Origin of the sequence: Novosphingobium sp. SL115, assembly GCF_026672515.1 — a bacterium.
Lineage (GTDB): Bacteria > Pseudomonadota > Alphaproteobacteria > Sphingomonadales > Sphingomonadaceae > Novosphingobium.
Map to the genome: position 1 here is coordinate 2,662,576 of NZ_JAPPRG010000002.1, position 12,878 is coordinate 2,675,453.

The window sequence follows — 12,878 nt, forward strand, 5'->3', positions numbered from 1 at the left end:
CCCGCCGCTTGTCCAGTCTCTGGTCAAGACGATCCGGGCGATCTGGCGCGAACAGCCAAAAGGCACGCCGGATAACAGCAGACCATTGGGAGGTTGCATGAAAGATTATCTGATGCGCAGCGCAGCTATCGGCGCAGTTCTGGCCGGCCTGGCCGCGCCAACGCTGGCTTCGGCGCAGGACGCGGGACAGACCGGCAGCAGTGCGGGCCTTGCCGAAATTATCGTTACCGCACAGCGTCGCAGCGAAAACCTGCAGGATGTGCCCATCGCCATCACCGCAGCCAATTCCGAAGCGCTGGCGCAGGCGCGCGTGGAAAATGTCGCCAATATTCAAGCGATCAGCCCGTCGATCAGCTTCCGCGTGACCAACATTGCCACATCGAGCGCCAATCTGATTATTCGCGGCCTTGGCACCACCGGCAACAGCCGTTCGTTCGAAGGTTCGGTTGGCGTGTTCATCGATGGCGTCTATCGCACCCGCGCCGCCGCCGCGTTGCAGAACTTCCTCGATATCGACAACCTTCAGGTTCTGCGCGGACCACAGGGCACGCTGTTTGGCAAAAACACGACCGCTGGGGCGCTGCTGCTAGCTTCTGCCGCGCCATCGCTGAACGATGTCAACGGATCGGTCGAGGCAACTTATGGCAACTATGACAGCCTGATCGTGCGGGGCGCAATCAACGTGCCCCTTTCCGACACAGTGGCTTTCCGCATCGCAGGTCTGGCATCAAGCCAGAACGGCTTTTACACCGACAGCACAACGGGTCGCGACCTGAATGGCAACAAGACCCGCGCCGCCAAGGCGCAATTGCTGTTTGAACCCAGCGAGAACCTGACCGTCCGGCTGATCGGAGACTATTCCTACAGCAACGGCAACTGCTGCTATGCCACGTCTGCCTTTGTCGATGGTCCGACCCAGCCATTGATCGACCTTTTGACCGTTTATCAACCTGCCAGCAGCGCGCAGTTCCTGGGCGTCCTGACCGGCGCGATCCCGGCATCGTCCATGGCACTGACCGGGCGTAAGTTGCCGTCCAGCGATCCTTCCGACTGGGAGCAAACACTGAACGGCGACGGTAAGCAGACCATCGAGGATTACGGCGGCACGCTGCTGGTCGACGCGCAAGTAGGTGAAGGCACGCTGAAATCGGTTACCGCCGTGCGCAAGTTTAAGGTCGACCAACGCGATCTTGACCCCGATTTTTCGGGCGCGGACATCTTCCGCTATAACGAAAGTTTCGAAAGCCGCTTCATCTCGCAAGAACTGACCTACAACACCAAGATTCCGGCGCTGAATGCCGAAGCGGTGGTCGGGCTGTTCTTCTCGGATGAAAAGCTCAAGATGGGCCGCGATCTGCCGTGGGCCAATCAGGCGCAGTTCTTCTGGGATGCGATCTTTGCCCAGCTTGGCGTTGCGCCGGGCACCGCCAATGCCGCCCCCGGCACATGGACCACCGAACGCATGGGCGGTTCAGCCAAGTCCTACGCGGGCTTTGTGCATCTCGACTTTGCGGTGAACGACACGTTCAACGTGATTGCTGGCTTGCGCTATTCACAGGAAAAGAAGCGCGGCTTCTTCAACAATGCGTTCTACCGGTCATCGCCGTTCGATGTGTTCACCCTGCTCGGCATTGCGCCGTCGCCAGCTTATGACGCCACCAGCACCAACAAGGCGATGTCGGGAACACTCGGCCTGCAATATCGCCCGACGGACGACGTGATGCTCTATGCCACCTATAACCGTGGCTTCAAGGCGGGCGGCGTCAACATGGACGTGAACGCGGCGGGCACACTGATAAACAACGCCACTGTCTATAATGCCCTGCCCGCACCAATCCGCGCGGCGTTCTTTGGCAATGCCCCGGCGCAAGCCCCGCTGAACCCGCGCTACAAGCCGGAAAAGGTGAATGCCTTCGAAGTGGGTGGCAAGATCCAGTATCTCGATGGCCGGGCGCGGACCAACATCGCGTTCTTCTATTACGACCTGTCCGACCTTCAGATCGCACAGTTCATCGGGCTGCGCTTTACCGTGCTGAACGCCAAGTCGGCCAAGGATTACGGTGTTGAAATCGAAAACATGTTCCAGTTGTCGGATACTGTGACACTGGGGCTTGATGGCACCTGGATACCCCATGCCAAATATGGCGTCGATCCGCTGATCGATCCGGTACTGTCGGGTTCACGCTTCCGCTTCAGCCCGAAGTTTTCAGGCAACGCCACGCTTAACCTTGACCAGCCGGTCAACGACAACCTGAACGTGCTGGGCCGGGTGCAGGTGCAATATACCAGCAGCGCACTTATCAGCACTGCAACGACGGCAGAACAGCCGGCGGTCACGCTGGTTAATGCCAACCTTGGGTTCAAGCTGCCCAAGACCGGCCTGCTGATCGAAGGATGGATGCAGAACCTGTTCGACAAGACCTGGTTTACCCAGTCGTTCCCAACCCCGCTGCAAACCGGCGACCAGAACGGTTATCCGGGCGCGCCGCGCACTTATGGCATCCGGGTGCGCGCCACGTTCTGATCTGAACGCAACACTGCAACAGCCCCCGCCGTCGTGATGACGGTGGGGGTTTTGTTTATCTGCCGGGCGTCAGCATGGCGGAAAGGGCGCGGATGGCGTGATCCAGCGTTTCGGGATCGCCCCATGTGGGATGCGAGCGCGACCTGTCGGCCAGTTCACGTTCGCGCGAGGCAAGGACGCCGCCCAGCGCCGCCCCCAGAAACAGCAGACGCTGGTTCATTACAGCCGCAGGCACATTGGGCATCAGGCGGCGGATATGGTCGAGGCAGCGCAGATAGCCTGCATTCCACCGTCCCTCCAACGCATCCATGAACAGCGCCCGGTTGGCCAGTTGAAGCATGACCACGAAGCGGTTGTAGCAATCGCTCCATGGCGGCGATGCGGGCGGTAGCGAGGACAAAATCAGCAGGCGCACCACATCGGTTACCGTGCGCAAGGTGTCATCCACCTCAGCCTCATCCAGCATGGCACAGCGCAAATCATCGATCAGCCGCGCGCCATGGACAATCACCGCGCGGACCAGATCATGCTTTGACCCGAAATGATATCCGACCGCCGCATGGTTCTTTTGCCCTGCCGCCTCGGCAATCTGGCGCACGGTAACGCCATCGATACCACGTTCGGCAAACAGGCGCAGGGCGGCCTCCTTGATGGTTTCGGCGGCGTCGCCGCGCAAAGTTTTGTCAGATGCCATCATGCACTCCGATTACGCTTTGACTTACCCTTGCGTCAAACGCATTATCCATTTGGATAAACGATCAGCACCGAGGGAATCGGCGTGAGCGATGGAGAGGAAATGGCCGGTGATGCGGTGGGTGGCGTGCCCTTGCCCGCGCTGGCGCGATGGATGGATGGACAGGGCCTTGGCGTGGGAGCACCGCTGGACGGCGTAACCCTGCTGGGCGGCGGCACGCAGAACGTGCTGCTGCGCTTTGTCCGCGCAGGGCGTGCTTACGTTCTGCGCCGCCCGCCGCGGCATCTGCGCGACAATTCGAACGAGACGATGCGCCGCGAAGCACGGGTTCTGGCAGCCCTTGCCGGAACCAATGTGCCGCACCCCGGCCTGATCGCGGCTTGCCCGGATGAAAGCGTGATCGGCGCGGCGTTCTATTTGATGGATCCGGTTGAAGGGTTCAACGCCACCACTGGCCTGCCGCCGCTGCACGCAGGGTCACCCGATGTGCGCAATCGCATGGGCCTTGCCATGGCCGAGGGCATAGCTGCGCTGGGTGCGCTGGATTATCGGGAATGCGGACTGGAGGGATTTGGCAAACCCGATGGCTTTCTGGAACGGCAGGTGACGCGCTGGCAGGCGCAGCTTGGCAGCTATACGCAATTCGCAGGCTGGACCGGGCCGGATCAGATCCCCGGTGTGGATCAGGTGGCGCGCTGGCTTGAAGCGCACCGGCCGGCCAGCTTCACGCCTGGTATTCTGCATGGCGATTATCACCTCGCCAATGTGCTGTTCCGGCCAGACAGCGGCAATCTGGCGGCGATTGTCGACTGGGAACTGGCGACGATTGGCGATCCGCTGCTCGATCTGGGCTGGCTGATTGCCACATGGCCTGAACATGATGAACCGGCAGAGGCGGATGTTGCGGTCACGCCTTGGCAGGGTTTTCCCACGGCAAAGGAGCTTGCCGCGCATTATGCAGCCCGGTCGGCCCGCGATTGCAGTGCCATGGACTGGTACGTGGTGCTGGCCTGCTTCAAGCTGGGCATCATCCTTGAAGGCACCCATGCGCGAGCCTGTGCAGACAAGGCGCCCCGCGCCACCGGCGACATGCTCCACGCCAAGACCATCGCCCTGTTCGAACGCGCGCTGCGCCGCATTCGCTGATTCCACAAAGGACGCATCCATGATCGACGATACCGATTTTACTGGCAAAACCGTGCTGGTCGTTGGCGGGTCCAGCGGCATCGGCAATGGTGTTGCGCAGGCCTTTCGCGCGCGCGGGGCCAAGGTTCATGTCTGGGGCACGCGGGCCAATGTCGGGGACTATGATCCTGCCGATGGGTCTGACCTGTCCGGCCTGGGCTATACCTGCGTCGATGTGGGTGATCCTGATGCCGTAGAAGCCGCCCCCCTGCCCTTTGCCACACTGGACACGCTGATCCTGTGTCAGGGCACGGTGGTTTACCGGCGCGGTGAATTTGAACGGGCAGGTTGGGACAGAGTCATGGCAGTCAACCTTGACAGCCTGATGCATTGCGCCCGCAAACTCCGCGCGCAACTGTCTGAAACCCAAGGGTCCATCGTCATCGTCAGTTCGGTTTCGGGGCTGAAGGCTAATATTGGCAACCCGGCCTATGCCGCGTCAAAGGCGGGCGCAATCAGCCTGACCAAATCGCTGGGGCAGGCCTTTGCCGCCGATGGCATCCGCGTGAACGGCCTTGCCCCCGGCCTTGTCGACACCAAACTGACGAAGGTTACCACCCAGCACCCCCAGCGGCTGGAAGGGGCGTTGGCGACCATTCCCCAGCGCCGCATGGGCACCCCCGCCGATATGGCGGGCGCGGCCATTTTTCTTGCCTCTCCGCTCGCTTCCTATGTCACCGGCCACACGCTTGTCGTGGATGGCGGTCTCTCGCTCTGAAGGATTTGTCATGCAGTTCGAACACACCGACAAGGTCAAAGACCTCCTCGCCCGCCTCGAAGCGTTCATGGATGAACACATCTATCCGGCAGAGCAGGCCTACTACGAATTCGTCCACGATCAGGCTAATTTGTGGGCCGAATGGCCGGGGATGGAGCCGTTGAAAGAAAAGGCGCGTGCTGCCGGATTGTGGAACCTGTTCCTGCCGCATGAATATGGCGCGTTCTCGCCCGGCCTCACCAATCTGGAATATGCCCCGCTGGCCGAAGCGATGGGCCGGGTGCCTTGGTCAAGCCAAGTGTTCAATTGCTCCGCGCCCGATACCGGCAACATGGAAATCCTTGCCAAATTCGGCACGCCCGAACAGCAGGAACAATGGCTGAAGCCGCTGCTGGCCGGGGAAATCCGGTCGGCCTATGTGATGACCGAACCGCAAGTGGCATCATCGGACGCGACCAATCTGGAACTTTCGATCCTGCCCGATGGCGACAATTATGTGCTGAACGGGCGCAAGTGGTGGATTTCCAACGCCATGCACCCGCGTTGCGACCTGATGATCGTGATGGGCAAGACCTTCTTCGACGGGCCACGCCACAGCCAGCATTCGCAGATCCTTGTTCCGCGCGATACGCCCGGCGTTACCGTGGTCCGCCACCTGAAAGTGTTCGGGTCACACAACAGCCCCGGCGGCGAAGTGGAACTGCGCTTTGAAAACGTGCGGGTGCCGCGCGAAAACATCATCCTTGGCGAAGGGCGCGGGTTTGAAATTGCCCAAGGGCGGCTTGGGCCGGGCCGCATTCACCACTGCATGCGGTCTATCGGTCAGGCGCAGCGCTGTGTCGAATGGATGGCCCGCCGCGCCGAAAGCCGAGTGGCCTTTGGCAAGAAGCTGGCCGACCAGTCGAGCGTGCGGCAGGACGTTGCCCGTAGCTTCTGCGAAGTGGAAATGGCCCGCCTGCTGACGCTGAAAGCGGCTGACGCGATGGACCGGCAGGGCAACAAGGCCGCGCGCGACTTGATCGCCGCGATCAAGGTGGTGGCTCCATCGATGGCGCAGCAAGTGGCAGACCGGGCCATTCAGGTGCATGGTGGCATGGGTGTCAGCGAAGATGGGCCGATGGCCTACTTCTTCACGCTGAACCGCTATGTCCGGCTGACCGACGGGCCGGAAGAGGTTCACATGAGCCAGCTCGGCAAGCAGAAGATTGCCGAATATGTAGCGTCCAACGCGAGATGATGCCAGCGCGCTAAGATGCTGACGCATCACGCGCTGGAAATGCTCAAGCGCCGCACGGGCTTAGCCAAGGTGCGACAAGTCAAGCCAATCACACCTTGGCAGGAGGAGAACCTACCATGAAAGCCCTGCGATATTACGGTGCGCGCGACATCCGCCACGAGAGCATGGACGATCCCACCCCGCAGTCTGACCGGGACGCGATCATCCAGGTCGATGCCTGTTCGATCTGCGGGTCCGACCTGCACATCTATCACGGCCACGGCTTTTCCGAGGACATCGGCTTTTGCGTGGGCCACGAAGCGGTAGGCGAAGTGGTTGAGGTAGGGCGCGGTGTCCACCGGTTGAAGGTGGGGCAGAAGGTAATGATCCCGGCAGCTGTGGGTTGCGGAGCTTGCCGGTCCTGCCTTGCCGGTGTGGTCAACACTTGTGAAAACAATCTGTCGGGCTGCTATGGCCTGTCCACCAGATTGCAGGGTTCGCAGGCGGAGGCCGTGCGCGTGCCTGCGGCAGATGCCAATGCCGTCGCCATTCCCGAAGGGGTGAGCACCGAACAGGCCCTGATGATGACCGATGCGCTGGCTACGGCGTGGTTCGGCGCACGGCAGGCGGATATCCGCCCCGGCGCGTCGGTGGGCGTGATCGGGCTTGGCCCTATTGGCCTGATGGTGGTGGAAAGCGCGTTCGTGATGGGCGCGCATGTGGTCTATGCCATTGATCCGGTGGCCGAACGCCGCGCGATTGCACAAGACCTTGGCGCAATCGCGCTTCACCCCGATGAAGCGGCTGCCCGGATCAAGGAGGACACCCATGGCAAGCGGCTGGACTGCGTGGTTGAAGTGGTGGGCGCGGATGCCACGGTGGACATGGCGCTGCGGCTTGTCCGGGTGCGGGGCACGGTTTCAGTCATCGGCGTTCAGCAATCCCGCCGCTTCCCGTTCCCGCTGGAACGCGCCTTTGCGGGCGGGCTGACATTCCGGGTGGGCACTTGTTCGGTGCCGGAAGAACTGCCCGCGCTGTTTCCGCTGGTCGCTTCGGGGCGGCTGAAACCCGAACGCTATATCAGCCACCGGCTGCCGCTGTCACAGGGAGCGGAAGCCTATCGCCTGTTTGAAGCGCGTGAGGCGGGGGCATTGAAGATGGTGCTGACGCCGGATTGATCGGGTTAAATTCTCCCGCTCCACACAAGCGGAGCGGGACGGATTCGAGCCTACGCTCGTCTTGCGGCAAACCAAGGCGTTATCCGCCGCACCGCTTCTTCCACCAGCGGGGTGGAAACCGCGAAGCTGAAGCGGATGAAGCGGTGGCCGTTGACGGGATCAAAGTCCACCCCCGGCGCGGTGCAAACGCCGGTGTCGCGCAGCAATTGTTCGCAAAAAGCCAAGCTGTCGTCGGTAAATTCGCTGGCATCGGCATAGATATAGAACGCGCCATCGGGCGGGGCGATGTGGCCAAGGCCCATCTTGGGTAGCGCTTCCAGCAGGATGGCGCGGTTGCGGGCATATGTCTGCACATGCCCTTCCAGTTCGTCGCGGCATTCGAACGCCACCAGCCCGGCCTTTTGCGCCAGCACCGGCGGGGTCAGGAACAGGTTGCCCATGCGTGCGCGGGCCGCGCCGATCAGGTCTGGCGGCACCACCAGCCAGCCCAGCCGCCAGCCCGCCATGCTGAAATACTTGGAGAACGAATTGACGATCACCGCTTGCGGCAGATGTTCCAGCATCGAGGCCGCGCGCGCGCCATAGCTGAGGCCATGATAGATTTCGTCCGAGACAACGCGAATGCCCTTGCGCCGGCAAACTTCGGCAATGGCGGCGAGTTCAGCAGGTTCGATGATTGTGCCGGTGGGGTTGGCAGGGCTGGCAACGATCAGACCATCGGGCACCGGGTCCAGCGCATCAAGCGCGGCAGCGGTAACCTGAAAGCGTTCATCCGGGCCACATTCCATCTCGACCGGCTGAAGATACATGGCTTTCAAGGTGTTGCGATAGGCGACATAGCCGGGCCGCGCCAAAGCCACGCGCGCACCCGGCGCGAACAGGCAGGACAAGGCCATGACAAAGGCGGGTGATGCGCCGCAGGTCAGGATCACCTGTTCGGCATCCACGCTGACGCCGCAATTGTCGGCATAGCTTTGGGCGATTCGCGCTTTCAGCGGAACGCTTTCCCAATATCCCATCGCTTCGGCATCCAGCACCTGATGCGCCACCGCGATGGCTTTGGCAGGAGCACCGGTGGACGGCTGCCCAAATTCCATGTGGATCACATCGCGCCCCGCCGCCTCCATTTCATAGGACAGGCGGCTGACGGCAATGGCGTGGAACGGTTCGACTTCGGCGATCATGTGTGCGGTGCTAGGCCTTGGCAAAACCCGTTGCAAGGCCGGTGGCCAGCCGCCAGAACGCAGCAATGACACAGCGGCTCAAACTCAAGATCCAGCTTTATTGCGGCGATGAAATCGCCATGGGTCCGGGCAAGGCTGATCTGCTGAGCGCCATTGCCAACCACGGTTCCATTTCAGCCGCAGGCCGCGCCATGGACATGAGTTATCGCCGGGCGTGGCTGCTGGTCGATGCGATGAACCGCTGCTGGCATCAGCCACTGGTCGAAACCAGCCCCGGCAGCGCCAAGGGCGGCGGGGCGCGGGTTACGGCCTTTGGACAAACTATCCTCGCCCATTACCGCGCGTTGCAGACACGGTTGGAAAACACGTCGGATTGTTCAGATTACAAGGCGCTGGCAGATGCACTTCTGGCCGAACCGAAAGCCAGTCAGAAGGATTAGGCCCATCTTGAAGGATTAAGCAGCGTCCTGCTGGCGCATGGCGTCCAGTTGCGCCGTGCTGTGCGGCAGCATGCCGATGCCGTGCCCAGAACGCCGGTCAAGCTGCGCCAATGTGCTTTCAGGTGCCGTTCGGGCCAGTTCGCGCAGGTACTGCACACGGATCACCAGCATGATCCCGCCCAGCGTTGCCACCGCCACGCCCAACCGCCAGAACTGAAAATGCCCGGTGTCGATGGTGGACAGGAATTCGGCAAAGGCGATCCACACCGCCGCCGCGCCCAGCATTTCACTGGCCCGCTGGCGCGGCGCGGCCAGCAACATGGTCCAGCCCATGGCAAACACGATCATGACGGCAGCAGCAGGGGTCAGCAAGTTGGAAACATATCCAAGCGCCAGCACGAAGGCGCTGCCTAAAGCCGGAATACGCGCAAACCGTGCGATCTGACCGGGCGTGAGTCTGACGAGGATACTGTGCATGAACACACTCCTATCGCGCGCGCCCTCAACAATTGGTTACAGCGTCACGCCGCTGGCGATATTTTCAGCCCAACAGCGCGGCCATGCGGAAAATCATGGCCCACAGCACAAGCGAAAGCACGACCGGCAAGGCCAGACGCAGCCACCCCGGCACCATTTCATCGTGCGTAGCAATGACGAGCTCGGACAACGGCATCGAACGCGGAGGCAAGGCATTCAGCAGCAATTCTGCCTGCAGTTGGTGAACCGGTGATTCGACGCAAGCGTCAGAACCATCCGCCTGTCGCAGCACCGGCACATCGACCGGCACAGACGGACAATCATGATCCACCATTTCAAACTTCATTGCAACATTCGCAGACATCGGGCCACCTCTCAGACACCATGCCCGCACCGTATGAAGCGCGCGTAACCTCTATCTACGTAAGGCCACCTAACCCCGCGCCGCCATTTCCAGCGGTTCACCGCGCACGGGGTAGCCTAGTCCGTCGGGGATCATCAGCCATGGCTGCCCGTCAACCTGTTCGACATAAGGGCTGATAGTGTCCACCGGCGTAGCCCGCGCGTGTGTGCGGGCGGCTTCGAAACTGTCAAAACGGGCTAGCCGTTCAAGATTGCGACGGGTGGGGAAAATCACCTTGATCGCACCCTGTTCGGCAAGGTCGAGTGCGCCTTGCGCGCTGGCCCAGAACAAGTGCCGATTTTCGGTCGCGTCCACTTCGATATCGACAGCACCCGTGCCAAGATCGGCCAGATAGAAGCGGGTGTCGAAAATTCTTTCAGTCCGGTGTCGGGGCCACCAGCGCGCAAACGGAACCAGCCGCTGCGGCACAAGCGTCCAACCATAGGCGTCGAGCACAGGCGCCAGATCACCGCCAGCAAGCAGCATCTGGCGTGCCTGTGCGGCAATCTGACCGTCAACCTTGCCCTCAATGCCGATGACAAGGCCGGTTTCCTCAAGCGTTTCACGCACGGCAGCAATCTGGGCTGCACCATCAGCCAGATCGGAAAACCCAAGCTTTTCGGCCAGTTCAAGGTCTGCGGGGTCGACCTTTCCGCCGGGAAAAACAGTAGCGCCACCTGCAAATTTCAGACTGGCATTGCGTTCCACCATCAACAATTGTGCAGGCCCGCCTGCCGGATCACGCCGAAAAATGACGATCGTTGCCGCAGCCACCGTGCGGGACAGCCAGTTTTCCGGCTCTATATCATGGGTTTCCATCACGAACCAATCATGTCCCGGTCGCAGCCACTTGCCAAGCCTCCACATTGTGTCGGGTGATTTTACAACTGCCGTAGCAGGGCTGCGAGATACTTTGGCAAAAACCACGTAATTCGGCGAATTTTGCAGTTTGGCACGGACCCTGCATTACTCTTTTCGTCCCGAAGAGTAAGTTCTTCATGAGGCGGAGCCAGTCCCCCCGGTCTCCTTGGCTCCGCCTCTCCCGGGACTTCCCGAACCCCTGAAATAACTGCCCTGCCCCGGTTTTTGCAGCCTGTTTCGTGTGGCCTGCGCGTGTCTGCGCAAGACGCAAAAAAGGCGCGACCGGCAAATGCCAACCGCGCCTCCTGCAATGGTCCGGCAGGACTTTGCCGATCAGGCCGCTTTCACGCCCGCATCAGTCATCACCTGCTGCAATTCGCCGTCCTGGAACATTTCCATCATGATGTCCGAACCGCCGACAAATTCACCCTTCACGTAAAGCTGGGGAATGGTTGGCCAATCGGAAAACGCCTTGATGCCCTGACGGATTTCCATGTCCTGCAAAACGTCGACCGAGGCGAATTCGACGCCCAGATGTTCAAGGATGGCCACAGCCTTGCTGGAAAATCCGCATTGCGGAAACAGCGGCGTGCCCTTCATGAACAGGACGACATCGTTGCCGTTCACGATTTCGGCAAGGCGTTCTTCAGTGGTGTTCGACATGGGGAAAGAAATCCTGTTCCTGGCCGTTATCAGTTGGGAACGGCAGTGGTCAGTTGCAAGGCGTGAAGGTCGCCGCCCATGCGCCCGCCCAGCGCTTCGTAAACCAGCTTGTGCTGCCTGACGCGGGGAAGCCCGGCAAAGGCCGCTGAAACAACGCGGGCGGCATAATGGTCGCCATCACCGGCAAGGTCCGTGATCTCGACCTGCGCATCCGGCAAGGCGGCACGGATCATGGCTTCGATCTCGGCCGCAGGCATCGCCATCAGGCTTCGCCCATCAGCTGGCGGCGCGCATCGACAGACTTTGCATCAAGCGCCGTGCGAATTTCGGCCTCGTCGATTTCAACGCCTGCGGAGATCAGATCGCCCAGCAGTTTGCGGATCACGTCTTCGTCGCCAGCTTCTTCGAAATCGGCCTGTACCACAGCCTTGGCATAGGCCTCGGTTTCGGCCGCATCCAGACCCATGCGCGCTGCCGCCCACTGCCCCAGCAGCCGATTGCGGCGGGCATTGATGCGGAACTGCATTTCCTCATCGCGGGCGAACTTGGCTTCAAAGGCCTTCTCGCGGTCGTCGAACATGGTCATGGTCCCGGTAATCCTTATTCAAGGGTTTCCCTGCCGATAATCAGACCGCGCGCCTGCCGCAAGTGACCAGTGCAGAACGCTTCAGAAAGATTCGCAGATCACATCGCGCCGCGACGCAAATCGAGCAGCACGCCACCGCCTGCGCTGACGTCGCACGAGAAGTTGTCACCATTGCGCAGGGTGCCCGAAACGCGATAGCCACTGCCCACTCGCGCTGCGTCATAAACCTCGTCAACATCGCCTTTGCGCGATGCCTCTGTCACGCAGGCATCGACTGCATCATCCATGCCCTGCGTCGCTGAGCGTTGCGATTGCTGGTTTTGTGGCTGATTTTGCCAACCACCCTGACGATCTTCGTAACGCGGCTGGTCTTCGGAACGATAGCGATAACCATCATCTTCGCGCACATCGCGATCACGCTGGGATTTGCTGGCGGCGCTGGCGATTGCGGCGATACCGCCAATGATAAGGATGCCGGCAAGCACATCGCCGCCGTCAATTCCGCGGTCACGATGCCAACCTCGACTGCCATTCCAGTTACCCCCACCCCAGCCGGGACGCGCCTGCGCCTCTGCCGCCAGCGGCAGAATGGCCGTGGTCATACCCGTCAAAGCCAGTGCGATGCGTGCAAATCTGCCTGCCATATGCCCAACCCCTATCCCGGCCACGCACTCTATAGCCAAAGTGCGGCCAAATCCCGTCGTCCTGACAGCGTGCTAGGCGGTTCAGGCTTTCGTATGCCTGAACCG

15 protein-coding genes are annotated in these 12,878 nt (G+C 61.1%); 6 read left to right on the forward strand and 9 right to left on the reverse strand.

Annotation, left to right across the window (positions count from 1 at the left end; translation table 11 throughout):
* Window positions 1–97: 97 nt before the first annotated feature.
* The gene (locus OVA07_RS14330) at window positions 98–2,524 is read left to right on the forward strand and encodes a TonB-dependent receptor (protein ID WP_268172153.1); all 2,427 of its coding nucleotides are present in this window, start codon (window positions 98–100) and stop codon (window positions 2,522–2,524) included.
* Window positions 2,525–2,579: 55 nt separating this feature from the next.
* Here OVA07_RS14330 and OVA07_RS14335 read toward each other — a convergent pair whose 3' ends face one another.
* Window positions 2,580–3,218: a TetR/AcrR family transcriptional regulator gene (locus tag OVA07_RS14335; protein WP_268172154.1), complete on the reverse strand. Its 639-nt coding sequence runs from the start codon at window positions 3,216–3,218 to the stop codon at window positions 2,580–2,582.
* A gap of 84 nt (window positions 3,219–3,302) precedes the next feature.
* On the opposite strand from OVA07_RS14335, the gene OVA07_RS14340 reads away from it, so the two are divergent.
* The 4 genes from OVA07_RS14340 (at window position 3,303) to OVA07_RS14355 (ending at window position 7,515) form a co-directional block, all read left to right on the forward strand.
* Window positions 3,303–4,364: a phosphotransferase family protein gene (locus tag OVA07_RS14340; RefSeq protein WP_268172155.1), complete on the forward strand. Its 1,062-nt coding sequence runs from the start codon at window positions 3,303–3,305 to the stop codon at window positions 4,362–4,364.
* A 19-nt stretch (window positions 4,365–4,383) separates the two neighbouring features.
* Window positions 4,384–5,121: an SDR family NAD(P)-dependent oxidoreductase gene (locus OVA07_RS14345; RefSeq protein WP_268172156.1), complete on the forward strand. Its 738-nt coding sequence runs from the start codon at window positions 4,384–4,386 to the stop codon at window positions 5,119–5,121.
* 10 nt (window positions 5,122–5,131) lie between these two features.
* A complete protein-coding gene (locus tag OVA07_RS14350; RefSeq protein WP_268172157.1) occupies window positions 5,132–6,358 on the forward strand; it encodes an acyl-CoA dehydrogenase family protein in 1,227 nt (408 codons plus the stop codon).
* 116 nt (window positions 6,359–6,474) lie between these two features.
* Window positions 6,475–7,515 (forward strand): alcohol dehydrogenase family protein, encoded by a 1,041-nt coding sequence (locus tag OVA07_RS14355; protein ID WP_268172158.1) that lies wholly within the window; start codon window positions 6,475–6,477, stop codon window positions 7,513–7,515.
* A 50-nt stretch (window positions 7,516–7,565) separates the two neighbouring features.
* Here OVA07_RS14355 and OVA07_RS14360 read toward each other — a convergent pair whose 3' ends face one another.
* Complete coding sequence (locus tag OVA07_RS14360) at window positions 7,566–8,699, reverse strand: aminotransferase class I/II-fold pyridoxal phosphate-dependent enzyme (RefSeq protein WP_268172159.1); 1,134 nt, start codon at window positions 8,697–8,699, stop codon at window positions 7,566–7,568.
* A 65-nt stretch (window positions 8,700–8,764) separates the two neighbouring features.
* On the opposite strand from OVA07_RS14360, the gene OVA07_RS14365 reads away from it, so the two are divergent.
* Entirely contained in the window at window positions 8,765–9,139 is a 375-nt protein-coding gene (locus OVA07_RS14365; protein ID WP_268172160.1) for a winged helix-turn-helix domain-containing protein, read from the forward strand.
* Window positions 9,140–9,154: 15 nt separating this feature from the next.
* Here OVA07_RS14365 and OVA07_RS14370 read toward each other — a convergent pair whose 3' ends face one another.
* From OVA07_RS14370 to OVA07_RS14400, 7 genes are all read right to left on the reverse strand, one after another.
* Window positions 9,155–9,616 (reverse strand): hypothetical protein, encoded by a 462-nt coding sequence (locus tag OVA07_RS14370; protein WP_268172161.1) that lies wholly within the window; start codon window positions 9,614–9,616, stop codon window positions 9,155–9,157.
* Between the two features lie 64 nt (window positions 9,617–9,680).
* The gene (locus OVA07_RS14375) at window positions 9,681–9,980 is read right to left on the reverse strand and encodes a hypothetical protein (RefSeq protein ID WP_268172163.1); all 300 of its coding nucleotides are present in this window, start codon (window positions 9,978–9,980) and stop codon (window positions 9,681–9,683) included.
* Window positions 9,981–10,049: 69 nt separating this feature from the next.
* A complete protein-coding gene (locus tag OVA07_RS14380) occupies window positions 10,050–10,838 on the reverse strand; it encodes an NUDIX domain-containing protein (protein WP_268172164.1) in 789 nt (262 codons plus the stop codon).
* A gap of 375 nt (window positions 10,839–11,213) precedes the next feature.
* A complete protein-coding gene (gene grxD / locus OVA07_RS14385) occupies window positions 11,214–11,543 on the reverse strand; it encodes a Grx4 family monothiol glutaredoxin (protein WP_268172165.1) in 330 nt (109 codons plus the stop codon).
* A 29-nt stretch (window positions 11,544–11,572) separates the two neighbouring features.
* On the reverse strand, window positions 11,573–11,806 hold the full coding sequence (locus tag OVA07_RS14390) for a BolA family protein (RefSeq protein WP_268172166.1): 234 nt from the start codon (window positions 11,804–11,806) through the stop codon (window positions 11,573–11,575).
* Window positions 11,806–12,129 carry a DUF1476 domain-containing protein gene (locus OVA07_RS14395; protein ID WP_268172167.1) on the reverse strand — a complete coding sequence of 108 codons (324 nt, stop codon included), beginning with the start codon at window positions 12,127–12,129 and terminating at the stop codon, window positions 11,806–11,808. The genes OVA07_RS14390 and OVA07_RS14395 overlap by 1 nt, the downstream gene beginning before the upstream one ends.
* 98 nt (window positions 12,130–12,227) lie before the next feature.
* Window positions 12,228–12,773 (reverse strand): hypothetical protein, encoded by a 546-nt coding sequence (locus OVA07_RS14400; protein WP_268172168.1) that lies wholly within the window; start codon window positions 12,771–12,773, stop codon window positions 12,228–12,230.
* Between the last annotated feature and the right edge of the window lie 105 nt (window positions 12,774–12,878).

Bases quoted from the DNA above. Each gene is read 5' to 3' on its own strand.
- OVA07_RS14395 (WP_268172167.1), bottom strand. From the start codon at position 12,129: ATGACCATGTTCGACGACCGCGAGAAGGCCTTTGAAGCCAAGTTCGCC.
- OVA07_RS14360 (WP_268172159.1), bottom strand. From the start codon at position 8,699: ATGATCGCCGAAGTCGAACCGTTCCACGCCATTGCCGTCAGCCGCCTG.
- OVA07_RS14345 (WP_268172156.1), top strand. From the start codon at position 4,384: ATGATCGACGATACCGATTTTACTGGCAAAACCGTGCTGGTCGTTGGC.
- OVA07_RS14380 (WP_268172164.1), bottom strand. From the start codon at position 10,838: ATGGAAACCCATGATATAGAGCCGGAAAACTGGCTGTCCCGCACGGTG.
- OVA07_RS14350 (WP_268172157.1), top strand. From the start codon at position 5,132: ATGCAGTTCGAACACACCGACAAGGTCAAAGACCTCCTCGCCCGCCTC.
- OVA07_RS14375 (WP_268172163.1), bottom strand. From the start codon at position 9,980: ATGTCTGCGAATGTTGCAATGAAGTTTGAAATGGTGGATCATGATTGT.
- OVA07_RS14330 (WP_268172153.1), top strand. From the start codon at position 98: ATGAAAGATTATCTGATGCGCAGCGCAGCTATCGGCGCAGTTCTGGCC.
- OVA07_RS14335 (WP_268172154.1), bottom strand. From the start codon at position 3,218: ATGGCATCTGACAAAACTTTGCGCGGCGACGCCGCCGAAACCATCAAG.
- grxD (WP_268172165.1), bottom strand. From the start codon at position 11,543: ATGTCGAACACCACTGAAGAACGCCTTGCCGAAATCGTGAACGGCAAC.
- OVA07_RS14400 (WP_268172168.1), bottom strand. From the start codon at position 12,773: ATGGCAGGCAGATTTGCACGCATCGCACTGGCTTTGACGGGTATGACC.
- OVA07_RS14355 (WP_268172158.1), top strand. From the start codon at position 6,475: ATGAAAGCCCTGCGATATTACGGTGCGCGCGACATCCGCCACGAGAGC.
- OVA07_RS14370 (WP_268172161.1), bottom strand. From the start codon at position 9,616: ATGCACAGTATCCTCGTCAGACTCACGCCCGGTCAGATCGCACGGTTT.
- OVA07_RS14390 (WP_268172166.1), bottom strand. From the start codon at position 11,806: ATGGCGATGCCTGCGGCCGAGATCGAAGCCATGATCCGTGCCGCCTTG.
- OVA07_RS14365 (WP_268172160.1), top strand. From the start codon at position 8,765: ATGACACAGCGGCTCAAACTCAAGATCCAGCTTTATTGCGGCGATGAA.